The 26,959-nt window shown below is 63.5% G+C and carries 21 protein-coding genes and 4 pseudogenes; 17 read left to right on the forward strand and 8 right to left on the reverse strand.

The window, feature by feature from the left end; all coding sequences use genetic code 11:
- Positions 1-98 precede the first annotated feature (98 nt).
- The 10 genes from H9K75_RS20535 to cobT all read left to right on the forward strand — a co-directional run bounded on the left by H9K75_RS20535 (position 99) and on the right by cobT (position 10,503).
- Positions 99-1,958: a TonB-dependent receptor domain-containing protein gene (locus H9K75_RS20535; RefSeq protein ID WP_187723918.1), complete on the forward strand. Its 1,860-nt coding sequence runs from the start codon at positions 99-101 to the stop codon at positions 1,956-1,958.
- Positions 1,959-1,988: 30 nt separating this feature from the next.
- Complete coding sequence (locus H9K75_RS20540) at positions 1,989-2,585, forward strand: bifunctional adenosylcobinamide kinase/adenosylcobinamide-phosphate guanylyltransferase (protein WP_187726129.1); 597 nt, start codon at positions 1,989-1,991, stop codon at positions 2,583-2,585.
- A gap of 91 nt (positions 2,586-2,676) precedes the next feature.
- Positions 2,677-3,513 carry an ABC transporter substrate-binding protein gene (locus H9K75_RS20545; protein WP_187726130.1) on the forward strand — a complete coding sequence of 279 codons (837 nt, stop codon included), beginning with the start codon at positions 2,677-2,679 and terminating at the stop codon, positions 3,511-3,513.
- Positions 3,510-4,562 (forward strand): FecCD family ABC transporter permease, encoded by a 1,053-nt coding sequence (locus H9K75_RS20550; protein ID WP_187723919.1) that lies wholly within the window; start codon positions 3,510-3,512, stop codon positions 4,560-4,562. Before H9K75_RS20545 ends, H9K75_RS20550 begins: the two co-directional genes overlap by 4 nt.
- An 11-nt stretch (positions 4,563-4,573) precedes the next feature.
- The gene (locus tag H9K75_RS20555; protein ID WP_187726131.1) at positions 4,574-5,365 is read left to right on the forward strand and encodes an ABC transporter ATP-binding protein; all 792 of its coding nucleotides are present in this window, start codon (positions 4,574-4,576) and stop codon (positions 5,363-5,365) included.
- A 58-nt stretch (positions 5,366-5,423) separates the two neighbouring features.
- The gene (gene cobO, locus H9K75_RS20560; RefSeq protein ID WP_187723920.1) at positions 5,424-5,993 is read left to right on the forward strand and encodes a cob(I)yrinic acid a,c-diamide adenosyltransferase; all 570 of its coding nucleotides are present in this window, start codon (positions 5,424-5,426) and stop codon (positions 5,991-5,993) included.
- Between the two features lie 12 nt (positions 5,994-6,005).
- Complete coding sequence (cbiB, locus tag H9K75_RS20565; RefSeq protein ID WP_187723921.1) at positions 6,006-6,959, forward strand: adenosylcobinamide-phosphate synthase CbiB; 954 nt, start codon at positions 6,006-6,008, stop codon at positions 6,957-6,959.
- Positions 6,956-7,963 (forward strand): aminotransferase class I/II-fold pyridoxal phosphate-dependent enzyme, encoded by a 1,008-nt coding sequence (locus H9K75_RS20570; protein WP_187723922.1) that lies wholly within the window; start codon positions 6,956-6,958, stop codon positions 7,961-7,963. The genes cbiB and H9K75_RS20570 overlap by 4 nt, the downstream gene beginning before the upstream one ends.
- The gene (locus H9K75_RS20575; RefSeq protein ID WP_187723923.1) at positions 7,960-9,417 is read left to right on the forward strand and encodes a cobyric acid synthase; all 1,458 of its coding nucleotides are present in this window, start codon (positions 7,960-7,962) and stop codon (positions 9,415-9,417) included. The genes H9K75_RS20570 and H9K75_RS20575 overlap by 4 nt, the downstream gene beginning before the upstream one ends.
- Before the next feature lie 54 nt (positions 9,418-9,471).
- Positions 9,472-10,503 (forward strand): nicotinate-nucleotide--dimethylbenzimidazole phosphoribosyltransferase, encoded by a 1,032-nt coding sequence (gene cobT, locus H9K75_RS20580; RefSeq protein WP_404826448.1) that lies wholly within the window; start codon positions 9,472-9,474, stop codon positions 10,501-10,503.
- Positions 10,504-10,529: 26 nt separating this feature from the next.
- Here cobT and H9K75_RS20585 read toward each other — a convergent pair whose 3' ends face one another.
- Both H9K75_RS20585 and nth read right to left on the reverse strand, forming a co-directional pair.
- The gene (locus H9K75_RS20585) at positions 10,530-11,765 is read right to left on the reverse strand and encodes an MFS family transporter (protein WP_264294047.1); all 1,236 of its coding nucleotides are present in this window, start codon (positions 11,763-11,765) and stop codon (positions 10,530-10,532) included.
- Between the two features lie 235 nt (positions 11,766-12,000).
- Positions 12,001-12,639, reverse strand: a complete 639-nt coding sequence (nth, locus tag H9K75_RS20590; RefSeq protein WP_187726132.1) for an endonuclease III — start codon at positions 12,637-12,639, stop codon at positions 12,001-12,003.
- 141 nt (positions 12,640-12,780) lie between these two features.
- Between nth and H9K75_RS20595 the strand changes: the two are divergent.
- From H9K75_RS20595 to H9K75_RS20615, 5 genes and pseudogenes are all read left to right on the forward strand, one after another.
- A pseudogene (locus H9K75_RS20595) lies at positions 12,781-13,976 on the forward strand (aminotransferase-like domain-containing protein).
- Between the two features lie 96 nt (positions 13,977-14,072).
- Positions 14,073-14,297 carry a SlyX family protein gene (locus H9K75_RS20600; protein ID WP_187723926.1) on the forward strand — a complete coding sequence of 75 codons (225 nt, stop codon included), beginning with the start codon at positions 14,073-14,075 and terminating at the stop codon, positions 14,295-14,297.
- A gap of 49 nt (positions 14,298-14,346) precedes the next feature.
- On the forward strand, positions 14,347-15,354 hold the full coding sequence (locus H9K75_RS20605) for an aldo/keto reductase (RefSeq protein WP_187723927.1): 1,008 nt from the start codon (positions 14,347-14,349) through the stop codon (positions 15,352-15,354).
- Between the two features lie 38 nt (positions 15,355-15,392).
- A complete protein-coding gene (locus H9K75_RS20610; RefSeq protein WP_187723928.1) occupies positions 15,393-16,847 on the forward strand; it encodes an amidase in 1,455 nt (484 codons plus the stop codon).
- A gap of 38 nt (positions 16,848-16,885) precedes the next feature.
- Positions 16,886-17,098, forward strand: coding sequence for a DUF3820 family protein (locus tag H9K75_RS20615; protein ID WP_187723929.1), 213 nt, complete (start codon positions 16,886-16,888; stop codon positions 17,096-17,098).
- A 12-nt stretch (positions 17,099-17,110) separates the two neighbouring features.
- Here H9K75_RS20615 and H9K75_RS20620 read toward each other — a convergent pair whose 3' ends face one another.
- A complete protein-coding gene (locus H9K75_RS20620; RefSeq protein ID WP_187723930.1) occupies positions 17,111-17,512 on the reverse strand; it encodes a group III truncated hemoglobin in 402 nt (133 codons plus the stop codon).
- Between the two features lie 726 nt (positions 17,513-18,238).
- On the opposite strand from H9K75_RS20620, the gene H9K75_RS20625 reads away from it, so the two are divergent.
- The gene (locus tag H9K75_RS20625; RefSeq protein WP_264294048.1) at positions 18,239-19,702 is read left to right on the forward strand and encodes a pyruvate formate lyase family protein; all 1,464 of its coding nucleotides are present in this window, start codon (positions 18,239-18,241) and stop codon (positions 19,700-19,702) included.
- A gap of 129 nt (positions 19,703-19,831) precedes the next feature.
- Here H9K75_RS20625 and H9K75_RS20630 read toward each other — a convergent pair.
- The 4 genes and pseudogenes from H9K75_RS20630 to H9K75_RS20645 all read right to left on the reverse strand — a co-directional run bounded on the left by H9K75_RS20630 (position 19,832) and on the right by H9K75_RS20645 (position 24,939).
- Positions 19,832-20,946, reverse strand: a pseudogene (locus tag H9K75_RS20630) (TIGR03364 family FAD-dependent oxidoreductase).
- A gap of 49 nt (positions 20,947-20,995) precedes the next feature.
- Positions 20,996-22,794 (reverse strand): annotated as a pseudogene (locus H9K75_RS20635) (putative 2-aminoethylphosphonate ABC transporter permease subunit).
- A pseudogene (locus H9K75_RS20640) lies at positions 22,791-23,865 on the reverse strand (ABC transporter ATP-binding protein). Before H9K75_RS20640 ends, H9K75_RS20635 begins: the two co-directional pseudogenes overlap by 4 nt.
- 18 nt (positions 23,866-23,883) lie before the next feature.
- The gene (locus H9K75_RS20645) at positions 23,884-24,939 is read right to left on the reverse strand and encodes a putative 2-aminoethylphosphonate ABC transporter substrate-binding protein (RefSeq protein ID WP_187723932.1); all 1,056 of its coding nucleotides are present in this window, start codon (positions 24,937-24,939) and stop codon (positions 23,884-23,886) included.
- Between the two features lie 218 nt (positions 24,940-25,157).
- On the opposite strand from H9K75_RS20645, the gene H9K75_RS20650 reads away from it, so the two are divergent.
- Positions 25,158-26,024: a LysR substrate-binding domain-containing protein gene (locus H9K75_RS20650; protein ID WP_187723933.1), complete on the forward strand. Its 867-nt coding sequence runs from the start codon at positions 25,158-25,160 to the stop codon at positions 26,022-26,024.
- Positions 26,025-26,031: 7 nt separating this feature from the next.
- Here H9K75_RS20650 and H9K75_RS20655 read toward each other — a convergent pair whose 3' ends face one another.
- Positions 26,032-26,931: an HTH-type transcriptional regulator ArgP gene (locus tag H9K75_RS20655; protein WP_187723934.1), complete on the reverse strand. Its 900-nt coding sequence runs from the start codon at positions 26,929-26,931 to the stop codon at positions 26,032-26,034.
- Positions 26,932-26,959: the final 28 nt, after the last annotated feature.

Consider the following 26,959-nt stretch of genomic DNA (forward strand, 5'->3'; position numbering starts at 1 on the left):
TGGGCATGGTTCCATGAGGGTCTTTCATCACGAACGGAGCTGTGATGCCATTGTCCGACGGGGAGGTCGGACGCGGCGATTCCTCAAATTTGTCCACGATGACAACTCGCACTGTTGTATTGGCTCGCGCTGCGGCCTTGCCCTTGGCGCTTGCCGCCTGTTTTCCGTCCTTCTCCCAGACCCTGGTGGCGCAGGCGGCCACCGCGTCCGAATTGCGCGAAACGGTGGTGACCGCCACACGCGTCGAGCAGCCGCTGTCGGATCTGGTTGCCGATGTCTCCATCATCGACTCGACCGCCATCCAGAAGAGCGGCGCGGTCAGCGTGGCCGACGTGCTCTCGCGCGTGCCCGGCATTCAGACCACCAGCAACGGTGGTCCGGGAGCCAATGCCAGCGTGCTCGTGCGCGGTGGCGAAAACCGCTTCACGGCGGTCTACATCGACGGCGTGCGTGTCGATTCACAAACCACGGGCGGTGTGCAATGGGAGCAGATTCCGCTCTCGCAGATTGATCGCATCGAGGTGCTGCGTGGTCCTGCGGCAGCCGTCTACGGCTCGGACGCCGTCTCGGGTGTCATTCAATTGTTCACCAAAAAAGGCGAGGGCAAGCCTGCGCCCTATGTGGGCGTGGGTTTTGGCAACCAGGGCACGCGCACGGCCGAGGCGGGCGTGAGCGGCAGCGCCGGTGCATTTGACTACTCGCTTGGCGTTTCGCATGAGCGCAGTGACGGCTTCAACGCTCGTCCGATCCCCACGGCCAATCCGGACGACGACGGCTACAAGCGCACTTCCGGCAACGCGCGCTTGGGCTGGAATTTCGCGCCGGGCCAGCGGCTGCAAGCATCGCTGCTGGCAAGCAACCTCAATTCGCAGTACGACGACTCCACGGGGTTGAAGAGCGATGACCGCAACCATCACCAACTGCGCACGGCGGCCCTTTCCTGGGATGCGAAATGGAACGGCAACTACAGCACGCTCGTGCAGGTGAACCAGTCGGATGCCAAGTACAGTAGCGAGCCGAACTTCTACATGACAGAGACCACGGTGCGAAGCTATCTGTTTCAGAACGAATACCGACTTGGCATACACCGGTTCACCGCGGCACTCGAACGTCGCGAGGACGAGTTGCACAACTCCGCAACCCAGTATGCCCCGGACCTGAAGCGTGACCGTTCACAGAACGCGCTGGCGCTCGGTTATGGGCTGATTTCCGGTGCGCACACGCTCCAGTCCAACCTGCGGCGCGATGACGACAGCGAGTTTGGCGGCAAGACCACGGGCAGCCTTTCCTACGGCTATGCGATCAATAGCGAATGGCGTGTGACGGCCGGGGGCGGTACTTCATTTCGTGCACCGACGCTCTACCAGCGCTTCAGCGAATATGGTGATGCGTCGCTCAAACCCGAGAGTGGCCGCAACCTCGAGATCGGTACCCGCTGGACGCGCGGCTCGACGAGCGCGGGGCTGGTGGCCTACCGCAACCGCGTGAGCAATCTGATCATCTATGGCGCTCCTGGCACTTGCCCATCATCCTGGGGCTGTTATCAGGCGGTGGGCCGCGCCGAATACGAAGGCGTGACCCTGAGCGCGGCGCACAAGCTGGGCCCGGTGTCGCTCAATGGTTCGCTGGATTTCCAGAATCCGCACGATCTGGATACGGGGCGTCAACTGGCGCGGCGCTCCAAGCGCTATGCCAAGCTGGGCGCAGACACGATGATCGGGGGCTGGACCGTGGGTGCCGAGGTCAACGCCGCATCGCGTCGCTACGACAGCGGCTCGGGCAACAACATGCTCGGCGGCTATTCGGTGTTCAACCTCTACACCAGCACCCGCGTCGGGCGCGACTTCACCTTGCTTGCCCGCATCAACAATCTGGCCGACAAGGACTACCAGCTCGCGCGCAACTACGCCACGGCAGGTCGCACGCTCTACGTCGGATTGAAGTGGGCGCCGCTGTGAGAACCGGGCCATGAAGGATCGGCAAGCATGATGCCCGCAGCCACCGACAGGCTCTCGATTGCGCGCAGCGAACTGATCCTTGGCGGACAGAAAAGCGGCAAGTCCCGCCGTGCCGAAATGCTGGCGCGACATTGGCTCGGCTCGCACCCCGCGCATCGCGCAAGCCTCATCGCTACGGGACAGGCGTGGGATGATGAAATGCGGGCGCGCATCGCACGCCATCAGCATGATCGCCTTGAACGCGTGCCCGGACTCGCAACGATTGAGGAGCCGCTCGCCGTGAGTGCGTTGATTGCTACGCAGTCGGATGCCAGCCACCTGTTGATCGTGGACTGCCTCACGCTGTGGCTCACCAACTGGCTCATGCCTGCTCGCGAAAGTGACAAGCAGCCGCGGGACTGGCCTGCACAATCCGCCGCATTCCTGCAGGCCCTTCGGGATGCGCGCGGGCCGGTGATCGTGGTCGGAAACGAGATTGGTCTTGGCGTCATTCCCATGGGGCGCGAGGTGCGCGCGTTTGTGGATGCGCTTGGCGCGTTGAATCAGCAGGTCGCCAACGGCTGCGCGCGCGTGACGCTGATGGTGGCAGGCCTGCCCATGTGTTTGAAGGACGATGCAGATGAGTGAAGCGAGCGGCCACCGGGTCGGTAATTGGAGAATCTCCCTGACTGCGCGGGCCGCACGCGCTGTGCAGCGGGCCCTGATCGCAATCGCGGCAATGGGCTGTCTTGCGGCGTCGGCGCAGGCCGTACAGATCACCGATGATCGCGGCAAAGCCTTTGAATTCAAGAGTGCACCCGCGCGCATCGTGAGCCTGTTGCCGTCGCTAACCGAGAGTGTCTGCGCGCTCGGGCAGTGCGAGCGCCTGGTCGGCACCGACCGCTACTCCAACTGGCCAGAATCGGTGACGCGGCTGCCCAAGCTGGGCGGCGGCATCGATCCCAACATCGAGGCCGTGGTTGCGCTCAAACCCGATCTGGTGCTGATGTCCACCAGTGGCCGCGGCCGGGACCGGCTGGAATCGCTGGGCTTCACCGTGGTGGCGCTGGAGCCGCGCCGCCTCGCGGATGCAAAGCGCATGCTGGACATCATCGGCAGCATTCTTCATGTGCCGCCGGAGCAGGGCGCGCTGCGCACATGGCGCGAGATCGACGCTGCCGTGCAGGCCGCGCGCCAGTCGCTGCCGGCGCGCGTGAACGGTGTACGTGTCTATTTCGAGGTGAGCCGCGGTCCCTACGCAGCGGGCGAGAAATCGTTCATGGGCGAGATACTTTCCCAGCTTGGTGCGCGCAACGTCGTTCCCGCGTCGCTCGGACCGTTTCCCCGGCTCAATCCCGAATTCATCGTGCGCGCCAACCCGGACGTCATCATGATCGGCAATCGCAGCATGCAGGAGGCCACCAGCTACCCGGGCTGGAACGCCATGAAGGCGGTGCGCGAGAAGCGCGTGTGCTCCTTCGACGCGGCCGAGTCCGATGTGCTGGTGCGCCCCGGCCCGCGCATGGCCGAGGCTGCTCGCATCATGGCGCGGTGTCTGGCGGACAAGGCTCCATGAACGCCAACGTGATGGCTCCCGAAGCCGATGTGCTGGCCACGGCATCCCATCGCCACCGCGCGGCGTGGCTGATGCTGGCGTTGGCGATTGCCAGCTTGTTGTTGTTGGCCGTGGGCGCATCCGTGGGCAGCACGGGATTCGAGAGTTTGCTGCATCTCTCCGATGATCCGGTGGCGCGCCAGATCGTCATGGAAATCCGCATGCCGCGCACGGTCGGAGCATGGCTTGCCGGCGCCTTGCTCGGGCTGGCTGGGGCGATTGCGCAGGGGCTGTTTCGCAATCCGCTGGCCGATCCCTATCTGCTGGGCAGCGCCTCGGGCGCAACGCTGGGCGGAGCGCTGGCCATGGCGTGGCTCGGCGTGGCGCCGGCTTCCGCAAGTCTGTTGGCGCGCATGGGCATTACCGGTGTGGCATTTGTCGGTGCGGCGGCGGCGGTGATGCTCACGCTGATTCTGGCGCGCGGCGCGCAGCACACCTTACGCCTTTTGCTGGCGGGCGTGATCGTCGGGGTGGTGCTGGGCGCGGCGCGCGATCTGGTGGAGTTGAGCTCGCCCGAGATTCTTCAGGCGATGCAGGCATTCACGCTCGGCACGACGGCTTTCGTGGGCTGGTCCGCCGTCGCGCTGATGCTGGGCTGCTGGTTGCTGTGCGCGATCACGGCGTGGGCATTGGCGCGCGCGCTGGACGGACTCACGCTCGGCGAGGCAACCGCCGCCAGTCTTGGTTTGCCGCTCGGCCCGATGCGTGCGGGACTGATTGCCGCCATGGCGCTTGCGACCGGAACGGCAGTGGCCCATACCGGTCTGATCGCGTTCGTGGGTTTGGCCGCGCCGCATCTGGTGCGTTCGATGGTGCGGGTCACCCATCCCTGGCATGTCGTGCTCTCCAGCATCATGGGCGCGGTGCTTTTGCAGTCCGCCGACGTGCTGGCGCGCTGGTTGATTGCGCCGCAGGAGCTTCCAGTGGGCGTGCTGACCGCCGCGCTCGGCGGCACCTATCTGCTGTGGCTCATGCACCGCCGCACGGCGGGTGGCGGAGGTGCGTTGTGACTTCCCCATCGATGGCGATACGCGCCAGGCATGTGACCGTGCGTGCGGGCGACGCCGAGATTCTTCATGGCATCGATCTCGATATTTCAGCGGCACGCTGGACCAGTATCGTCGGGCCCAACGGCGCAGGCAAGTCCACGTTGCTCAAGGCGATGGCGGGTCTTCTCAAGCACGCGAAGGTAGAGGCCGACGTGGAATTGCTGGGGCAACCGCTTCACCGCATGGCGGCGCGCGAGCGTGCGCGCCGCCTGTCGTGGCTCGGGCAGAACGAGGTCGCCATGGAGGAACTTCAGGTGCACGACGTGGTGATGCTCGGGCGTCTGCCGCATCAGGCCTGGCTGGCTCCTCCGGACAAGGCGGACTTCGAGGCCGTCGAGCAGGCGCTGCGTGCCACGCAGGCGTGGCCTTGGCGTGCGAGGCCGCTGTCGCAGCTTTCGGGCGGAGAGCGTCAACGGGTGCTGCTGGCACGCGCATTGGCGGTGCAGGCCGATGTGCTGCTGATGGACGAGCCGCTCGCGAACCTCGATCCGCCGCATCAGACCGACTGGGTGCACACGGTGCGTGAACTGGTCGGCGCAGGCAGTACCGTGGTCAGCGTGCTTCACGAGGTCTCGATTGCGCTACAGGCGGACGACATGGTGATCATGGCGGATGGCCGCATCCAGCATCACGGGCCCTGCAGCGATGCCGCGACGCATGCGGCGCTGGAGCAGGTGTTCGAGCACCGCATTCGCGTCAGACAGGTCGATGACGTCTGGGTCGCATTGCCGCATTGGCCCGCACGCCAGCACCCTTCGCGCTGAACGCGCACTGACCTTCCGTGCAAGCCCGCACACTTAAACAACCGGAACACGCAAGCATATGGAAATCGAAAGTCCCCCAGTCGACAAGAGCTACGAGAAACCCGATGGCGAGCGGCGCGGCCTGCTGCTGGTGAATACCGGCGACGGCAAGGGCAAGAGCACGGCGGCATTCGGCCTGGCTTTGCGCGCGCATGGCCGCGCCAAGAAGGTCAAGATTTTTCAGTTCATGAAGGTGCCGACGGCGCGCTTTGGCGAGCACCGGATGTTCGAGAGTCTGGGAATTCCCATCGAAGGCCTCGGTGACGGGTTCAGCTGGAAAAGCCGCGATCTGGAGCATTCGGCAGAACTCGCCCGAGAAGGCTGGCAGCGCGCGCGCTCGACCATTCTCGCGGGCGAGCACTTTCTGGTGGTGCTCGACGAAATCACCTACCCGCTGATCTACGGCTGGTTGCCGCTGGAAGACGTGCTGTCCACGCTCGCCGAGCGCCCGCGCCACGTGCATGTGTGCATGACGGGTCGTCGCTGCCCGCAGGAAATCATCGACGTCGCGGATACCGTCACCGAGATGAAACTGATCAAGCACGCGTTCAAGGCAGGCATTCCCGCGCAGCGCGGCATCGAGGATTGAGGCGAGGCGCCCTTGCAGACGAGCGGAATATTTGCTGTGGCCTTGCTGATCGCGCTCGCGATCGATCTTCGTTGGGGAGAGCCCGCCGCGCGCTGGCATCCGGTCGTGTGGATGGGGCGCGCCCTGGAGCACGTGGGCAGTGTCACTGCCCCCACCGAGCCCACGGGCCGGGATCTGCGCAGCTTCTGGCGCGCCGCGCTCGGCTGGTCCGTGCTGGCGTTGGCCTTTGTGGTGCCTGCGGTGCTGCTGCAAACCTTCATCCTGTCGCACACGCCGTGGTGGCTTGCCTCTGCGTTACTCGGCGTGCTGATCAAACCCATGCTTTCGTGGCGAATGCTTCGCGATGAGGTGATGGCGGTGGAAAACGCGTTGGACCGTTCGCTGCACGAAGGTCAGACGCAACTCGGCCGGTTGGTGAGCCGTGATGTGCACGCACTGAGCGCGATGCAGGTGCGCGAAAGCGCCATCGAGTCACTGGCCGAGAATCTCAACGACTCGGTCGTTGCACCGGTCTTCTGGCTGGTGGTGGGCGGGCTTCCGGGCATGGTGCTCTATCGGTTTGCGAACACGGCGGACGCAATGTGGGGCTATCCGGGAATGCGTGGCGGGCGCTATTGGCAGTGGGCCGGAAAATGGGCCGCGCGCGCCGACGACGTGCTGTCGTGGATTCCTGCGCGCATCACCGCGGTGGCGTTGTGGCTGGTCTCACGCTGCGAGCGCTGGGACGATCTTGCGCGTAGCGCACGCAGGACGCCTTCGCCCAACAGTGGCTGGCCGATGGCGGCGATGGCGTTGGCGCTCGACGTGTGCCTGTCCAAGCCCGACGTCTATGTGCTTCATCCTGACGGGCAGCGCGCCGCGCCCGGGGACATTGCACGCGCCGTTGCCATTGCTTCGCGGACACTGGGCTGCGTGATGATCGCGGCGGTGCTGTTTCTCGTATCGACATGGGTGGTGCGCACATGATGCAAAGCGCCGTTTCTGAATCGGTGCACGGCGGGCCCGATGCGCAGGGCGTGCCGCTGCATGACTTCTCGACCAATGCCAACGCCTGCGGGTCGTGCGATAGGGCGCTGGAGGCCTTGCGCCGGGCCGATGCGGCGCGCTATCCCGACCCGCATTACACCCGGCTGCGCGCGCTGCTGGGTGCGTTTCATCGCGTCGATGCAGACCGCATCGTGATCGCCGCGAGTGCCAGCGAATTCATGCAGCGCATCAGCGCATTTGCGGCACGCAAGGGCTTTTTGCATGCGCGCGTGCCGCTGCACGGCTATGGCGACTACGCGCGCGCCGCGCAAGTCTGGGGACTGCGCCTGGAGGACGGCGCAGCGCCTGCCTTGCACTGGGCGTGCGAACCGTCGAGCCCGCTCGGGACGCGCGATGCGTCCGTGGATGAATGGCTGCGCTCCACGACGTCGACGGACCTTCGCGTGCTCGATTGCGCGTACGTCCCGTTGTGCCTGCACGCTGCATCGGCTTCACGCCTGCCGGAATCTGCGTGGCAGTTGTGGACGCCGAACAAGGCGCTGGCGCTCACAGGCGTTCGCGCGGCATATGCCATTGCGCCGGAGCATGCTGAGTCGGCCGATCTCGAACTGCTGCGATCCATGGCTGCATCGTGGCCCGTGGGCGCGCATGGCGTGGCGATGCTGGAGAGCTGGGTGCAACCCGATGTTCAACTGTGGTTGGCGCGGTCGCTCGCCACCTTGAAGTCCTGGAAGCAAGCGCAGATCGGCGTGTGCACGGCGCTGGGCTGGCAGGTGATAGACGGCAGCCTGGCGAACTATTTCACCGCGCGCCTGCCCGACGACTGCGATGCTGCTGATGCGCTCCGCACGCTGCGCTCGCACGGCATCAAGCTGCGCGATTGCGCCTCGTTCGGTCTGGCGCAACACGTGCGGCTTGGCGTGCTGTCGCCGCCATCGCAGGCCGCATTGAAGGAAGTCTGGATACAAGGAGTCGCTACATGAGCGCACGTTGCATCATGGTGCTGGGAACGACCAGCGGCGCTGGCAAGAGCTGGCTGACCACGGCGCTTTGTCGCTGGTATGCCAATCAGGGTTTGCGCGTTGCGCCATTCAAGGCGCAGAACATGAGCAACAACGCGCGCGTCGTGGCAGCGCCCGATGGCGGCTTCGGCGAGATCGGCAGCGCGCAGTATTTCCAGGCGCTCGCCGCCCGCGCGACACCGGACGTGCGCATGAATCCGCTGCTTCTCAAGCCCGAGGCGGATACCCACAGCCAGGTCGTGCTGCTCGGACAGGTCAGCCGCGAGCTGACCGCGCTGCCCTGGCGCGGGCGCAGTCAACAGGTTTGGCCGCAAATCGCAGCGTCGCTCGACGCACTGCGTGCGCAAAACGACGTGGTGGTGATCGAGGGCGCGGGTTCACCGGCCGAGATCAACCTGCATGCGAGCGACGTGGTCAACATGCGCGTGGCAAGGCATGCCGGCGCGCGTTGTCTGCTGGTCTCCGACATTGATCGTGGCGGCGCGTTCGCCCATCTCTACGGCACCTGGGCGCTGCTTCCCGAAGATGAGCGTGCCATGATCACGGGCTTCGTGCTCAACAAGTTTCGCGGCGATGCGGCCCTGCTCGCGCCCGCGCCGCAGATGCTGTTCGAGCGCACCGGCGTGCCGGTGGTGGCGACGATTCCGATGCAGTGGAACCACGGTCTGCCCGAAGAAGACGGGGTGTTCGATGACAGGGCGCAGGGCTCTAGCGGTGCGGTGCACACGCGCATTGCCGTGATTGCCTATCCGCGCATCAGCAATCTCGACGAATTTCAGCCGCTCAAGAATGTAGCTGGCGTGCGTTTGAATTGGGCGCGCAGTCCGGCCGATGTCGAGGGCGCAGACTGGATCATTCTCCCGGGCTCGAAGTCCACCGCAGCCGATCTCGCGTGGCTGCGGTCGCAGGGGCTGGATGCTGCCGTCGCTGCGCACGCGGCGCGAGGCCGCAGGGTGCTCGGCGTGTGCGGAGGGCTTCAGATGCTGGGCGAGGCGTTGATCGACACCGTGGGGGTGGACGGCAATGCGCCCGGGCTCGGCCTGCTACCGTTGGTCACCAGCTTTGAAGCAGACAAGACCGTGCGGTTGACGACGACGCAGTTCGGTGAACTGTGCGGACCCTGGGCGGCGTTGAGCGGCGTGGCCTTGCGTGGCTACGAAATTCATCACGGCCAGACCGCGCAGCATCCGGCGATGGCGGCTGCCGGTGATGTTGCGCGCAGCGTGATTCCCGGTGTGGCCTGGCAGAACGGCGCGGGCAACGTGCTGGGCGTTTATCTGCACGGCATGTTTGAAGATGCCAACGTGCTTTTTGCAATGTTCGGCGCGGGTGCCACCACGCTCGATGCGGTGTTCGAGCGCATGGCGCAGGGCGTGGGCGAGTGGTTCGATCCCGCTGCGCTGGCGCTGGATTGATGTTTTTTTGAAAAATTGGATGGGTAGACCATGTTGATTCCTGAAATCGAGCCGATGGGCGACCAGGCGCTGAGCGAGCGTTTGCGCAAGCGCATTGATGGCAAGACCAAGCCTCTGGGCGCACTGGGTCGGCTCGAAACGCTGGCGCACCGCATCGGCAGCATCCTCGGTAGCGAAGAACCCGTGCTGAGCCAGCCGCAGATGCTGGTCTGCGCGGGCGATCATGGACTTGCGGCAAAGGGCGTATCGGCCTATCCGAGTGATGTGACCTGGCAGATGGTCGAGAATTTTCTGGCAGGAGGGGCCGCCGTGAGCGTGCTGGCGCGTCAGCACGGGCTGGCGTTGACCGTGGCCGATTGCGGCGTGGCCCGTGAGATTCCGCCGCGTGCGCACCAGGCGGGCGCGCCGCGTCTGGTGTCGTGCCGCGTGGCCGCAGGAACGCAGGACGCGAGCGTGGGGCCGGCAATGACGATGGCGCAGTGCGAGCAAGCCATCGAGAACGGCAAACAGTTGGTGCGCGACATGCCGGGCAATGCGTTGTTGCTTGGCGAGATGGGCATCGGCAATACGTCCGTGGCCTCATTGCTGTTGGCGCGACTGGGTGGTATCCCGCTCGCGGACTGCACGGGAGCGGGCACGGGGCTTGATGCCGCCGGCGTCGCGCGCAAGCTCCAGGTTCTGGAGACCGCACTGCGCGCCAACTCCGACGCGAGGCGGCCACTTCACGCGCTCGCGGCGCTGGGCGGTTTTGAAGTGGCAACGCTCACGGGCGCCGTGCTACAGGCCGCTGCCGAGCGGCGCGTCGTTGTGGTCGATGGCTTCATCACCAGCGCTGCCGTGCTGGTCGCAAGCATGCTGCAACCGGCAGTGCTCGAGCGCTGCGTGTTCGCGCACCGCTCCGGTGAGCCCGGTCATACGCACATGTTGCGTTTGCTCAACGGCGATGCGTTGCTCGATCTGGGTTTGCGTCTCGGCGAAGGCTCAGGCGCTGCGCTGGCATGGCCGCTGCTCGAATCGGCCTGCGCGTTCCTGCGCGAGATGGCGAGCTTCGAATCGGCGGGTGTCGATGGCAGCCACCTGAGCTGAGCTTTGGTGCGCTGCGCGCATGGACGTCAATGATCGTGATGGAGGTAGGCCGCCTGTTTGGGCAGTCGCAGGCTGAACAGGAAGGCGATCACCATCATCACGGTCACATACCAGAAGAATGCGGACTCATGGCCCAAGGATTTGAGGCCGAGCGCAACATACTCGGCCGACCCACCGAAAATCGCGTTCGCCACCGCATACGCGAGGCCCACACCAAGAGCGCGCACCTCGGGTGGGAACATTTCCGCCTTCACAATGCCGCTGATCGACGTGTAGAAGCTGACGATGGCGAGAGCCAGCACAATCAACGCCAACGCGACGTATGGACTGCTCGTGTGTCGCAGCGCGGTGAGGATTGGCACCGTCAGGACGGCGCCCGCTGCGCCAAACAGCAGCATGTTGTTGCGTCGCCCGATGCGGTCGGAGAGCATGCCAAAAAGCGGCTGCATGCACATGTAGAGAAACAGTGCCACGGTCATCACGTAGCTTGCGGTCTTGATGGGCAGGTGCACGGTGTTCACCAGATATTTCTGCATATAGGTGGTGAAGGTGTAGAAGATCAGCGATCCGCCCGCTGTGAAACCAAGTACCGTGATGAACGCAGCCGCGTGATGACGGAACAGTCCGCTGACCGTTCCCGCATCCTTGCTATTTTTGGCTGCGTCCGTCTGTGTTTCATGCAACGTGCGACGCAGCAGCAAAGCCACGACGGCAGCAACTGCTCCACAGACGAAGGGAATGCGCCATCCCCACGAGCGCAACTGCTCGTCCGTCAGAATGGATTCGAGAATCACGATCACGAGCACTGCCAGCAACTGCCCGCCAATCAACGTGACGTACTGGAACGACGAGTAGAAACCGCGCTGCCCTTTGAGCGCCACCTCGCTCATGTAGGTGGCGGTCGTGCCGTATTCGCCGCCGACCGACAGGCCCTGGAACAGTCGGCACATCAACAGCAAGAACGGTGCCCATGCGCCGATCTGCGCATAGGTTGGCAGGCATGCGATGACGAGCGAGCCGGTACACATCATCGCGACGGAAATCAGCAGCGACAGCTTGCGTCCGTACTTGTCCGCAATCCGCCCAAAAAGCCAGCCACCGATCGGGCGCATCAAAAATCCGGCCGCAAAAACGCCTGCCGTATTCAACAGTTGGACCGTGGGGTCTGATTTGGGAAAGAACGCGCCCGCAAAATAAAGTGCGGAGAACGCATAGACATAGAAGTCGAACCACTCGACCAGATTGCCTGACGAGGCGGCCATGATGGCAAAGACGCGATTGCGCTTTTCATGCGCCGTGTACACGCCAGGCTGGAAATCGGGCGAGCTTTGGGCTTCGGTGGGAGTTGGAGTATTGGTTGTTCCCATGACGACAGGCTTTCTGAGCAAACGCGGATCGAGTGCTTATTTTTGTTGATTGTTCTCCTCGGACCCGCATCGCTCATGTCAGCCAATGCCTCGATTGGCGACTTTCGCACCAGCCGGACATCCAGCGACTTCAGGGCGCAGCGGTCTTGGGCGTGAACTCGCAATACGAGGCGACCACGCATTCCCAGCAGCGCGGCTTGCGCGCCTGGCAGACATAGCGGCCCAACAGGATCAGCCAATGGTGTGAATCGACGGCGTATTCGTCGGGCACGCGCTTCATGAGCTGCATTTCGACGGCGAGTGGATCCTTGCCGGGAGCGAGACCGGTGCGATTGCTCACGCGAAAGATATGGGTGTCGACCGCCATGGTGGGTTGACCAAAGGCGACATTGAGCACCACGTTGGCGGTTTTGCGGCCCACGCCCGGAAGCGCCTGCAATTCCTCCCGCGTCTGTGGAACCTGGCCGCCGTGGCGCTCCACCAGCATCTGACATGTCTGCATCAGATGCTTTGCCTTGCTGCGGTACAGGCCGATGGTCCTGATGTAGCCCTCAAGCCCGGAAACGCCCAGATCAAGAATCGCCTGCGGTGTATTGGCCACCGGAAAAAGCTTGCGCGTGGCCTTGTTCACGCCCACGTCCGTGGCCTGCGCGGACAGCAGCACGGCGGTGAGCAGCTCGAAGACCGAGGTGTATTCGAGTTCGGTATTGGGTTGAGGGTTGGCCGCCTTCAGCGTGGCGAAGAAGGGCTCGATGTCGCTCTGTTTCATCATGGTGGCGCATTGTCGCAGCCTTGTCGCAGGCGGGAGCGCGCGCCCCAATCGTTCGCACGATGCACAATGACAAGACGGGCGCATTCGCGGCACGGCGCAATGCAAGACAATCAGGGAAATTTTCGAAGGATGACAGGGATGAAATTTGCAGACCGGTTGAATAACGTCGAAACCTCGGCGATTCGCGAGTTGTTCAAGTTGCTGGGCAAGCCCGGCATCATCAGTTTTGCGGGCGGGTTCCCTGACAGCGCTCTGTTCGACGTCGCGGGCATCAAGTCCGCCGTGGACGAGGTGCTCGCAACCCAGGCTGGCCCGGCGCTGCAATACGGCGCGACCGAGGGCTATCAGCCGCTGCGCGAACAGCTCTCGGCATTCATGGCGAGCAAGGGTGCGAAGGACGTGGCGCCCGAGCAGATGATCGTCACCACCGGCAGTCAGCAGGCGCTGGACCTGCTCGGCAAGACGCTGATCAATCCCGGCGACAAGGTGATCGTCGAAGGCCCCACGTTTCTCGCGACGATCCAGTGCTTTCGCCTCTACGGCGCCGAGGTCATCAGCGCGCCGATCGATGCCGAAGGCGTGCAGCCCGATGCGCTCGAGCAACTGATCATCGAGCATCAACCCAGGCTCGTGTATCTGATTCCCACGTTTGGCAATCCCAGCGGCGCGACGCTCACGCTCGAGCGCCGCAAGCGAGTGTTGGAACTGGCGGTCAAGCACCAGGTGCTGGTGGTTGAGGATGATCCCTACGGCGATCTGTATTTTGACGAAGCGCCACCGCCCAGCCTGCTGTCGTTGTCGCCGACGGTTCCCGGTAGCCGCGAATGGCTGGCGCATTGCGGCTCGCTCAGCAAGGTGCTGTGCCCGGGCCTGCGCATTGGCTGGCTGATCGCCGACCCCGAATTGCTGGCGCGCGCGACGATGTGCAAACAGTTCAGCGATGCGCACACCAGCACCTATGCGCAGGCAACTGCCGCTCAGTATTTACAGTCCGGCGTGATGCCGCAGACGCTCGCGCGGGTGCGCGCCGTGTATGCCGAACGCGCGAAGGCCATGGGCGATGCGCTCAGGTCCGAGCTTGGCGACGCGGTGGAGTTTGTGCAACCCAAGGCGGGCTCTTCATGTGGGTGCGGCTCACGGGCGCGCGTGGTCAGGAGCGCAACGCGAGCGAGCTGGCCAAACGCGCGATTGCCGAAGGCGTTGCCTTCGTGCCGGGCACGCCGTTCTTCAGCCAGAATCCCGATGCGTCCACGCTGCGCCTGTCGTTCGCGACGGCTGACGTGGACAGGATCCGCGAGGGGATCGCGCGCCTGAAGAAAGCGCTCGCCGCCTGAGCAATGGATTGCCGTGAGGGTCGCCGTTGCATGCCGCAGTCACATCCCCGTGATACGGTCGGCAACTTCGGTCCACACAAAAGGCAGATAACCCCTATGTCCGATACTGAAAACCGAACCGAGCAGCGATTGAGTGATCTGGAAATCAAGGCCAGCTACACCGAGGACTTGCTCGATCAGCTCAATCTCACGATCTACCGGCAGCAGCAGATGATTGACGACCTGCGGGGTGCGCTGGCCGATCTGCGTAAGCAGTTGCCCGAGGCCGGTGCTGCCACAGGGGCGCAGGCGCTGTTGAACGAGCGCCCGCCGCACTACTGAGCCTCGCGCGGTAGGGCAGCAAGAAGAAATTTGAAGGAGACAGAAAAAAATGCAATACCGCAATCTGGGCAAGAGCCAGCTCAAGGTGTCCGCGCTGTGCCTGGGCACGATGATGTTCGGCGATCAGACCGAACTCGCCGAAGCCTCGTCCATCGTCGCTCAAGCGCGCGAACAGGGCGTGAACTACCTGGACACGGCGGACGTGTACACCAAGGGCGCGTCCGAGTCCATGGTCGGTCAGATCCTGCAAGGGCAGCGCAGTGACTGGGTGCTTGCCACCAAGCTCGGCAACCGCATGTCGGATCGTCCGAACGAAGCTCAGTATTCGCGCAAGTGGATGCTGCGCGAGGTCGAGGCCAGCCTACAACGCCTGAAGACCGATCACATCGACGTCCTGTACCTGCATCGCGATTTCAACGAGATGAATCTGGAAGAGCCGCTGTATGCGCTCGATGCGCTGATGCGTGACGGCAAGATTCGCTACTGGGGCCTGTCGAATTTTCGCGCCTGGCGCATCGGTGAAATGGTGCATGGCGCACGCCAGATCGGAATGCCCGGCCCGGTGGTCTGCCAGCCGTACTACAACCTGCTCAACCGCATGCCCGAGGTCGAGATTCTCCCGGCCTGCGAGCATTTCGGAATGGGCGTGACCTCGTACAGCCCGGTCGCGCGTGGCGTGCTCACCGGCAAGTATCTTCCGGGCCAGGCACCGCAGGAGGGCACACGTGCCGCACGTGGTGACCGCCGCATGTCCGAGACCGAGTTCCGCGAAGAATCGCTCAGGATCGCGCAGCGGCTCAAGGAGCACGTGGAGCCGAACGGGATTTCGCTCGCGCAGTTCGCGACCGCCTGGGTGCTCGCGCATCGCGCCGTGAGTTCGGTGATCGCCGGGCCGCGTACGCTGGCGCAGTGGCAGGACTACTTCCCGGCACTTGACTACATCGTCACACCCGAGGACGACGGTCTCGTCGACGAACTCGTCTCGCCGGGCCATCCCTCGACGCCGGGGTTCACCGATCCCGCCTACCCGCTGCATCCGCGCCGCCGCCTCGTTTGATCATGCCGGCTCCGGCGATTCACCCATAGGGCGCATTCATGAGCAATCCGCAAGCGGAATCCACGAACATCGTGGAACTCACGGCCACGGCGCTGTCGCAGGCCATCCATGCGCGCGAGTTGTCGTGCGTTGAGGTGATGGACGCCTATCTCGCGCAGATCGACCGCTTCAACCCCGAAGTCAATGCCATCGTCGCGCCAATGCCGCGCGAGGACGTTCGCGCACATGCCGGGCAGCTCGATGCGCAACTCCGGCGCGGCGACAGCTGGGGTGCGCTTCACGGGTTTCCGCAGGCGCCCAAGGACATCATGCCCGTCAAAGGCATGGTCACGACCAAGGGCTCGCCGATCTTCAGGAACCAGATATCGCAGACCGACGCCGTGGCCTTCGAGCGCATGCGGGCGTCGGGCGCGGTCTTCATCGGGCGCACCAATTCGCCGGAGTTCGGACTTGGCGGGCATACCTACAACGAGGTCTACGGAACCACGCGCAACGCCTTCGATCCTTCGCTCTCGGCGGGAGGCAGCAGTGGCGGCGCGGGCGTGTGCGTCGCACTGCGCATGCTGCCGGTCGCGGACGGCTCGGACATGATGGGTTCGCTGCGCACACCCGCCGCGTTCAATCACGTGTACGGCATGCGTACCTCGGTGGGTTGCGTCCCGCATGGCCCGACCGACGAGATTTTTTTCCAGCAGTTCAGTGTGACCGGGCCGATGGCGCGCAATGTGCCCGATCTCGCCCTGCTTTTATCGGTGATCGCGGGATTCGATGCGCGCCTGCCACTCACGCGCAGTGGGAATGCGGTCGATTTCAAGGCGTCGCTTGATCGCGACTTCGCGGGAAAGCGCATCGCATGGCTGGCCGATCTCAACGGGCATCTGCCGATGGAGCCTGGGCTGCTGGACGTGTGCGAACAGGCGCTGGTGCATTTCGAGTCCATCGGTTGCGCGGTCGAGCGTGTGGTTCCCGCATTCGACCTTGAGGAACTCTGGCGCGCGTGGCTCGATCTGCGCAGCTTTCAGTTTGCGGGAACGAACCGCGCGCTCCATGAGGACGCGGGCAAGCGCGGCCTGCTCAAACCCGAAGCGGTCTGGGAGATCGAGCGCGGCCTGCAACTCAGCGCCATGCGGGTCTTTGAAGCGGCACGCGTGCGCTCTGCGTGGTATCAGTGCCTGCGCGAACTGCACGATCAATACGAGGCGCTGATCCTGCCGAGCGCGCAGGTCTTCCCGTTCGATGCCTCGCTCGACTGGCCGCATGCCGTGGGCGGGCAGGCCATGGACACCTACCACCGCTGGATGCAGACCGTGATCGGCGCAACCATGGCCGGGCTGCCCGCGCTGTCGGTTCCTGCGGGGCTGGACGCGCGGGGTCGTCCGGCAGGGCTGCAAATCATCGGGCGCGCTCAGGATGACTTTGGCGTGCTGCAACTCGGCCACGCATATGACCTCGCGAGCGGCGCATCGAAGGTGCGCAGTCCGTTGCTTGATTGAGGCCGATGGAGCCGACTTCCGAGAATCCTGCAAACGCCATGAAACCCGAAGATCTCGAACAACTGTTGAACACCCCGATGCCGTTTGGAAAGCATCAGGGCACGATGATTGCCGACCTGCCCGCGAACTATCTGCACTGGTTCGCGCGCGAGGGCTTTCCCAAGGGGCATATCGGACAGTTGCTGCAACTGATGCACGAGATCGACCACAACGGTCTGCACGGCCTGCTCGCACCCTTGCGCAGGTCTTAGGAAACAGAATCCTCAGCCATCGTTATCGACCCGTTGTACCGGCTTTCGGGAATGCGGCGAAGAACGCGTGTCGAAGTAACTCGCGAATAACTGCCGTCCAATATCGTAGGCAACACGCCTGAGTTTGCTGGTCGTGGCGTGATCGAAGCGATCCGTTGTATGCAGCGCCCAGAGCTGAATCCACGCGTCGAAATGCGCGGGACTCACGTTCTTCAATTGCATGTGCCGTTGCACCAGGTTGCCGCGGAAGCTGCGGTTGCCAAGCATCACCGTACTCCAGAAATCCACCATGCGACTCAGATGAGTCTCCCGGCGTTGCCCCAATTCCATTTGAAAGACCGGGCCCAGCAGCGGATGCTTGTAGACATCGTCGTAGAAGCTCTCAACGAGACGCCGGAGATCTTCGGCGTTCAATGGTGTTGACGGATGTGCGGGAGTGTGAGTTGCGTCGGCAGGACCGACCTGCGAATTCTGGAGCATGGGATAAAGATTTCTCTGATTGTTTTGCGGATTGCTTCTCGAAAGCCCTGTTCGCAGAGCTTCTCAGGATGCTCAATTCCATGCCTTGTGAGCGGTCAACGAACCCGGGTTCATCGGGCGTCGTCGCTCGTTTCGCTCATGGCAGCAAAACCCGCGCGCAAGAAGTTTGAATTGCTCGCAGTTTCACGGCACCTGTTTTTTATATGTCAAACGTGGCGAATCTTGGGGGCACATTGATTTACTTCTGGTGAGATTTACCCCGTGCTGGCTAACCTTTTCAAACTTTGATTTAGATATTCACGGCCGCGAAAACAGCAGGATGACAGGGCGATGGAATCCATCACGCACAGCACACACAATATGCACAGCACCGACCCATGGCGTGGATTTATGGAGGGGCTATGGCAGACCTCGGTGGACGTCGGAAATTTTCTGGAATTGAACCTGCAACCCTATTCCGGTGCTGGCGATTTTCTCGTAGCGGCCAAGAACGCCGAGATCGACACTTCGATACCCTGGCCCGCGAATGCAGCAGTTCCCCCCGGCGGGTTTTCCCACCACGAGAGCGAAAGCGTCGCTTCAAACGCGCACCACCCGAGGCAGGATAGGCAGCACATTGCGCATCTCGACGCCGCCCTCGAAGCAGGGCTGCTTCATGGCATGCCTGAGCCGCTGAGTCGCTGTGCGATTGCGGCGGATGTTCGACGTGTTGCGTTGTATGGGCTGGATTTTCTTTGCTGTGAGCGTCGAATCCGGCTCACGGCGTTGAACGATGGCCCACTCACGCGGGAGTTGTTGCATCAACGGCGCGACCTTTCCGCCCAGATTCGCGCCATGGAAGCACTGCGTGAAACCGCAACCGCTCAAGGCATCGAGATCGCGCGCCCCGCAGCGAGCGCACATGAGGCCGTCCTCTTCATGTGCCTGACCGCCATATGGGTCGCAAGCGAGGCTGGACAGGCAGCCTTTCCCATTGGACGCCTTTGCGCATTTCTCGACGTCTACATTCAACGCGATTTGATCGAACAGTCTCTGACCGAGCAGCGGGCGCAGCAACTGGTCGCGGAACTGGTTGGCAGGCTGCACGGCATGCAGGTGCTTGTCGCTCGCCTCCGCGAAGCCGTCGAGGCAGTCGAGGCAGTCGATTTCCGTGATCCGGTCGAGTGCATCGCAGGCCTGTCCGTTGCGGGACAGGCTCAGGTCACGCGCACCAGCTTTCGCATATTGGAAGCCCTGCGCCAATGCACCGCGAGGCCGGCGCCGCCGTTGGCCGTACTCTGGTCATTGGAACTGCCACAGGCGTTCCGGGACTTCTGCACCGATGTCGCGCGGGACACAGGCGCCGTTCAATTCCACCGCGATGCCGAATTGCGAGCCGCGCTCCATGGCGATCACGACTATGTCGTTGGCCGCGACACTCCTGCATTGCGCGTGGGCCGGCAGGTGCTGCTCGACGCCGGACATGTGAATCTGCCCAAGGCCTTGCTATATGCCATCAATGGCGGCGTCGATGAGCAAAGCGGCGTGCTCGTGGTTCCGGGGTTCGAGCCCTGCTGGGACGACGTGCTTGACTACGAGAAAGTGGTCGGGCTGCTGGACCGGATGCTGGATTGGCTTGCCGCCACATGCATCCATGCATTCAACGGCGCGCACCTGCTGCGCGAGCGTAGCGGCGGCGGCGCGCACCTGGCCCTGGCCTTGCACGACAGCCGCGCAGCCTGCGTGGTGGCCTGTCACGTCGATGGCCTTTGCGTGCTGGCGAACTCGCTGTCCGCGATTCGTTACGCGGCGGTCGAGGTGCTGCGCAACGACGATGGACTGGCCGTTGACTTCATGGCCAACGAATCCTTTCCGGCGCGCTGTTGCGATGGCGGAGTGGCGGAGGGCATAGCAGACGCGCTATGCGAAGCCCTTGAACAGAAGCTGCGCGCTCAGCCCTATATCTACCGCAACGCCCGGCCGGTTGTGTTGCCCGGCAATGCGGTCTCCAACGCCATATCCGGAAAGAAGACCGGCAACACGCCCTGTGGCCGCCGCGCGGCAGAGGCTTTTCCCATGCTTGCCGATGGGCTGCCGCTCGCAGGGCGCCAACCGCCATCATCGGGCGGACAACAGAGTTCGTAGAGGGAGGTGAGGCGACTCACGAAAGGGGCACTCGCCAGATTGGCAAGAGACGAGGAGCCCGAATAAGAGAGAACGGGCGGGGCCTATGAGTTGGGGCTCCGTCCCGATTCCCGTCTTGCCGGTGGCGACTCACCAGTCCGCGAAGACTTCCTCCGCCAGCCCGAGCGCGGTGCTCGCGCCAGATCCGCCCGTCACCGTGACCGCACGAACCGAGTCGCTTGGCGCATGCACGATGCATGGAACCGCAGAGGATGAGGGGTACTGACCCACCCAGCGCTCCACTACCTGGGCCTGCGTCAGATGCAGGGTCTCGCGCAGGTGGCGCAGTATGAGGGCATCGACCTCGTCGCTCGCAAAAGGCTGCATGGCCGCGCCGTAGTGGTGCGAGTCGCCGACCACCAGCGTTCCATCGGCACTTTGCACAACGATCAGGTGAATCCCGTGTTCGAGCGATGCGGCCTCTTCCTGTTGCAGTTGCACCTTCAGGGCCTGGGAAGCCGAGAGCGCCGCGTAGCCCTCATATCGGATCAGGCTCAGATCGCCCATCACCGAGCCCTGAAGTTCAAAGCCCGGCTGCGGGCGCACGCGCAACATCTGCAACTGGCATTGGCGAACGCCATGCTCTTCCCAGACCGGTGCAAACAGGCCGCCCGGAGATGCATTGGTGCACACGGCCACACGTTCGGCGAAGTATTCGCCGCAGGTGGTGCGCACGCGCGGTGTTTCAATCGCCGTGACGGCTTCACCGAACCGGAAGTCCACGCCCTTGCTTTCCTGAAGCCATGCGGCCAGACGCGGAATGGCGGTGCGTGATTCGATGCGCAGTTCGTGGGGCTGTAGAGCACCGATTGCAGGCCTTGCGTGTTCAGCACCGGGTGGCGCTCGGCGGCGACCTCGGGTGCAAGCAGTTCGCAACCGGCGCTCATGTCGGTTTCCATGAAGGCTTGCAGAACCTGGTGCGCGGCGGGTCGGCGCGCGGTCATCCAGAGACCGCGATGCACCACGTCGATACCGGCTTGCGGCGCGATGTTCGCCCAGATGTCGCGCGTGCGCATGGCGCGCGACCAGTGCGCGCCTGCTTGCTGTCCGGTCACGGTGACGAAACCGAAATTGCGGATCGACGCACCAATGCATGCGGCATCGCGTTCGATCACGAGTACCTTCAGGCCGCGCAGGGCCGCTGTGTAGGCATGGGCCAGGCCCACGATGCCGGCTCCGACCACGATCACATCGTAGTGCTTCATGTTCATCGAATCCCAAAAGTCAGTGTGTAGAAAAAAGCAGTGCCGTCATTCAGCGATGACGCCAGTGCTGGGTACGTTTCTGCAACCAGGCGTCGAGTGCGCCGATCAGCAGACGACCCGTGGCTGCGGTCACGAAAATCATCGTGGCCATGGCCGCTGCCGGTGCGATGTCTCCGGCATCGTCCATCGCCAGCACGGCAACCGATGCGAGCGTGGTTTGCGGCGAGTAGAGAAAGACGACGGCTGAAACCGTGGTCATGGCATTCACGAAAAAATAGCCCGCGACCTGCATGATGGCGGGCAGGCATACCGGCAGATGCACGCGCCACAGCACGGTCCAGAACGGCACGCCCATCGAATCCGCGACGCGTTCGTATTCGCCGTCCAGCTGCTGCAACGCCGCGAGTTGCGTGATGTGTGCCACCGAAAAGAAATGCGCCACGCTGCACAGCACCAGAATGCCCAATGATCCGTAGAGAAAATTCAGGGGTTCTCGGACGCGTTGAAGAACAGGATGTAGCCGAGACCGAGCGCGAGGCCCGGTACGGCCATCGGTATCGTCGCAATCGCATGCAGCCACTGGCGCGCGCGCACGTAGCCGGTGGGCTTGGCCACGAGGTAGGCGGAGACAAAGCTCAGCAGCGAGCCGATGATGGCCGTGGCCACGGCCATCGTGAGCGAGTTGCCGTAGCTTGCCCAGCCGCCACCGTCCATCATGTCGAACTGGTAGTTCTTCAGGCTCAGCGTCAGGTTGTAGGGCCAGTAGGTCACGAACGACGCGAAGATCGCCGTGCCCAGCACGGTCAGCAAGGCTCCGGCGACGACGCAGCAATAGACGAACAGCGCGCGATCAAGCGGTGCATGGGGCTGTGGCTGCAGCGGCACGGCACGCACCGCCATCGTGGCGGCCTGTCGCGAGCGCAGGTGCCGCTCCGCCGCAAACGCGATGGCTGCGGGCACCAGCAGCAACATGGCGACCACCGCACCCATCGAGAGATTCTGCTGGCCGATCACTTGCTTGTAGATATCGGTTGCCAGCATCTGCGTGTTGCCGCCGATCACCTTGGGCACGCCAAAGTCGGTGATCACGAGCACGAACACCACGATCCACGAGATCATCAGACCATAGCGGCTCGCGGGCAGGGTGACCTGACGGAAGCTGCGCCAGCGATCCGCACCGAGCGTGGCGGCGGCTTCGTACAGCCGCGCATCGCCCGACGCGAGCGTGGTGCACAGAATCATCAGCGCGTGTGGAAAGGTCCAGAGCACGGAACCGACAATGATGCCGAACGGGCCGTAAGCGGACTCGCCCATCAGCAGGTTCTTCAGAATGCCCTGCGTGCCGAACAGATAGATCAGGCTGATTGCCATGAGCAGCGATGGCGCGAGCAAGGGCACCAGCGCGATGGCACGAAACAGCCGCGCGAGCGGCATGCAGGTGCGCATGACGCCGTAGGCGTAGACGTATGCGAGGGCGATGCACAGCGTGGCGCTTGCGGCCGACAGCCAGATGCTGTTGAGAAGCGACTGGCCCACGCCGGGCGTGCCCGCGTACTGGATGTATTGCGCAAGACCGCTGAACTGGCCGTCCGTGGTCCAGAAGCTGCGGCCGAGCAGCGCGCCCACCGGCAATGCAATGATGAGCAGCAGCGCGGCAAGCACCGCAACCACCAGCACGCCGAGCCAGATGCGCTCCCAGTTCAGCGACGATGGCCGCTCGGGCTGCGCAGGGCCTGCGGGCTGGCTTCGGCGTTTGCTTCGGTCGGGGAGTGTCGCAGAGCCCGGGTTGCCTGCTGCTGTGGAACCGTGGCCCGGCAAGGGCAGGGTGGCCGACGACATCGTGTTCATGCGGCCCTCCGCAGTGCGTCCGGCGCGGCCAGCGGTTGCAGCGCGGGGGCGGGCAGTTCGACGAGCACCTCGCCCTTGAGCCAGTCTGGCAGTCGTGAGTTGTGACTCAGCGGCCATTGCGCTTCGATCTGGCAGTCGAGCGAGGGACTGTACAGGCGCACCAGCACCAACGGGCCGAGGAAGGATGTTTCCATCACGCGGGCGCGAAACAGATTGGTCAGCGCCGTGGGGTGTGCCGGGTGCAGCACCACGCTCTCCGGTCGCACGCCTACGAGCACCTGCTCGCCGGGCTGTAGGCTGGATTGACGCAGACCACGCGCGTGTTGCCGATCTGCATGTGCCGGTCGTCGATCACCACCGCCGGCAGCAGGTTCATGCGACCCACAAAGCCCGCAGCGAAGTGGCTGATTGGCTGCGCATAGAGTTGCTCGGGCGAGCCTTGCTGTTCGATGCGGCCCTGATGCATCAACACGATGCGGTCAGCCATGGTCAGCGCTTCTTCCTGATCGTGCGTCACCATGATGCAGGTGATGCCGAGCTTGCGCTGCAACGTGCGGATCTCGCTGCGCAGCTCGGTGCGCACCTGCGCGTCCAGTGCGGACAAAGGCTCGTCGAGCAGCAACAGGCGCGGCTGGGGCGCAAGTGCGCGCGCCAGCGCAACGCGTTGCTGCTGACCGCCCGAGAGTTGCGACGGGTAACGCTGCGCCTGGCCCGACAGGCCCACCAGCGCGAGCATCTCCTGCACACGCTCGCGGATGGCCGTTGCTGCCTGCCCCTTGAGGCCGAACGCCACGTTCTGCGCCGCAGTCAGATTGGGAAACAGCGCATAGCTTTGAAACACCACGCCGAATCCGCGCCGCGCGGCAGGCCAGGCGGTGATGTCGTCGCCTTGAAAGAGGATGCGGCCGTTGTCGGACTTTTCGATGCCGCACAGGATGCGCAACAGCGTCGTCTTGCCGCAGCCCGAGGGGCCGAGCAGGCTGACGAATTCGCCGGTATCCACTTCCAGGTCGATGCCACGCAGCACGGGGTGTTGTTGTATTGCTTGAAGATGCGTTCTATGTGCAGCATGGGCTTTTCCTGTCCGGCTTATTTCTTCTCGGCCTTGGCCTCGTAGCGGCGGCTCCATTCGGCGAGGATGCGTTCGCGATTTGCGGCAGACCAGTTGAAGTCGTTCTTGGCCAGCATCGACTCGAGATTCGCGGGCACGAATTCCATTTTTTCCTGTGCCTCGGGCAGCGCCAGGATGGCGAAGTTGGCGGCGTAGAGCTTGTTGGCGTCCGGTGTTGCGGACCAGTCGGCAAGCAGCCTGGCGGCGTCCTGCTTCTTGCTGGTCTTCATGATCGCGGTCGCTTCCACGTCCCAGCCCAGACCTTCCTTGGGAAACACGATGTCGATCGGCGCGCCTTCCTTCTTGGTCTTGTTGGCGCGGTATTCGAAACTCAGGCCCACGGGGAATTCACCCGCTCCAGCCTGGCGGCAGGGCTTGGAGCCGCTATGGGTGTACACGCCCATGTTCTGGTGCAGCGCGTCCATGTAGGCCCAGCCCTTGTCCTCGCCCATCATCTGCAGCCATGCGGCGACCATCAGATAGCCCGTGCCGCTCGATGCGGGGTGCGGCATGGTGATCATTCCCTTGTATTCGGGCTTGGTCAGATCGGCCCAGCTGGTCGGAGCGTTGACCTTGCGCTTCTGGCCCTCGGCGGTGTTGAAGCACACGGCAGAAGACCACAGATCCATGCCCACCCAGGTCGGCGTGGCGCTCGGATCACGCATCGTCGAGCGCACCTTGGCGAGGTTCTTCGGCGCGTAGGGCTGCAGCATGCCCTGCTTGTCCAGCAGCATCAACGAAGTTGCCGCGACGCCCCAGATCACGTCGGCCTGCGGGTTGGCCTTTTCGGCCAGCAGGCGAGCGGTGATGATGCCCGTGCTGTCGCGCACGAACTTGAGTTCGATGTCGGGATGCGCCTTTTCAAACCCCGACTTGTAGGCTTTGATCTGATCAGCTTCCAGAGCCGAATACACCAGCAGTTCGGTCTTGGCGGCGTGTGCCGTGTTGACGAAGCCGAGCAGCGTGACGGCGGTGGCCACAGCCGTGGCTGCAATGGCAGCACGGCGGAACCAGGAGACTTTGGAGTTGCGCATGGCAGAAAGGATTTCAGTGGTTGGTTGAAACGTCGTGTCCGTAATCGATGCGTTGTTCATGGATCACGGGAGCAGGCATGCGCTCGAATGTAGGCACGGCATATGAAATGCCTGTGTCATGCAACCGAAATTTTCCGAACCGGGTATTGGTGGATTTGCGAGGGATCGGTATGGTGAAATGAGCCGCGCGCGCCGCATCACAATTCACGTCCCTTCACATGTTTGTCATACAACTGAAATCTTTTTTCATGGTCGCGAGGCTAGGCAGCATCACGCTTGCGGCCAAACACCTGGGGCTGAGTCAGCCGACGGTTACCACGCAAATCCGCGCGCTCGAAGAACTGTATGGAATCGAGCTTTTTCGCAGACAGGGCGGCAGACTCGTGGTAAGCGATGACGGTGTGCGGCTGCTGCCAATGGTGGAGTCGCTGTTGCAGCAGGAGAGCAATGTCGAGTTCGCGCTGCGTCATGCGGGCGATGTGAATCAGGGGCAATTGCGGCTTGGCACGACCGCGCCGTACTACATCCTCGATGTGGTCAAGCGCTTTCAGAAGCGGTATCCACGCGTGGACGTGGTCATCGGCGCGGGCAACTCGCGCCAGACCAGCGAAGCGCTGCGCGAGTTCCGTGTCGATCTTGCCACGTCATCGCACAAGGAGGCCGATGCGCGGCTCTTGTGCGTGCATCTCGGCTGCGATCCGCTCGCCCTGGTCGTGCATCGCACGCATGCACTCGCCGCGCAGAATTCGGTGCGCGTGACTCAGCTTGCCGATTGCCAGCTCATCGTGCGCGAGCCGGGCTCCATGACGCGCGAAAAAACCGAGGAGATGATGGCCGCCACGGGCACGGTCGTACAACGCACGTTCGAGATTGCCAGCCGCGAGGCAATACGCGAAGCCGTCATCCGCAACATGGGCGTGAGCGTGTTCGCCCAGCACGAGGCGTCGGCGCATCCGGACCTGCGCGTGCTTCCGTTTGAAGGCGATGTCCCGCGCATCGACGAGTACCTTTATTGCCTCAATGAAAGACGTGAGGCGCGGCTGATCGCGGCGTTTCTCAGTGAATGCGCCGGGTCGATCGGGTAAGCAGTCCTCACACCGCCTCCAGCCAGCGCTTGGCCGCAGCCATCACACATCGGGTCAAACGCTCGAGCGATGCCTGCGCCGAACGCGGATGCGCCCAGTACATCGGCACGTCGAGTGGCTTGCGCGGCAGCAGTTCGACGAGACTGCCGAGCGCGAGTTGCTGCTCGATCAAGACCGTGGGATGCATGCCCCAACCCATGCCGACCTCGCATGCGCGCACGTAGCCGTAGTTCGACGGGATGAAATGCCTTGGCGGAGCGGAGCGGGGCGCGACCAGGTGGTACTGGTTCATCCAGCGATCCTGCAGCCTGTCGTTGCGGTCGTAGGTCATGATCGGGGCAAGGGCCAGCGTGGCCGGGGTCACGCCGTCGGCGAAATACTGCTCGACAAAATGCGGGCTCGCTGCGGCGATATAGCGCATGGTGCCCAGCGGCCAGGTATTGCAGCCCGTGATGGTGGTGCCGGTGGCCGTGACCGCGCCAATCACTTCACCTTCCTTGAGGCGCTGGGCCGTGTGATCCTGATCGTCGATGCGCAGGTCCAGCAATTCATTGCTGCCTGAGGTGAACTCGGCCATCGCGTCCATAAACCAGGTGGAGAGCGAATCGGCGTTCACCGCGAGTTTGAGCGTGGGAATCGGCGTGTCGCTCAGCAGATCGGGATTGCTGCGCCGCAGTTCGTTTTCCAGCAGCGCCACCTGCTCCGCATGCAGGCACAGGCGCTTGCCCGCATCGGTGCCGGTGCACGGCGAGCCACGCAGGATCAGTACCTGGCCCACGCGTTCTTCGAGCTGCTTCACGCGTTGCGAGACGGCCGATGAGGTGACGTGCAGCCTGCGCGCCGCGCGCTCGAAGCTGCCCTCGCGAACAACGGCGGCAAGGGCTTCCAGTCCCGCGTAGTCGAGCATTTAGCGTTCCTTAATATGCTTAAGATAG

This window comes from Diaphorobacter aerolatus, from assembly GCF_014489535.1.
GTDB classification, from domain to species: Bacteria; Pseudomonadota; Gammaproteobacteria; order Burkholderiales; family Burkholderiaceae_C; genus Diaphorobacter_A; species Diaphorobacter_A aerolatus.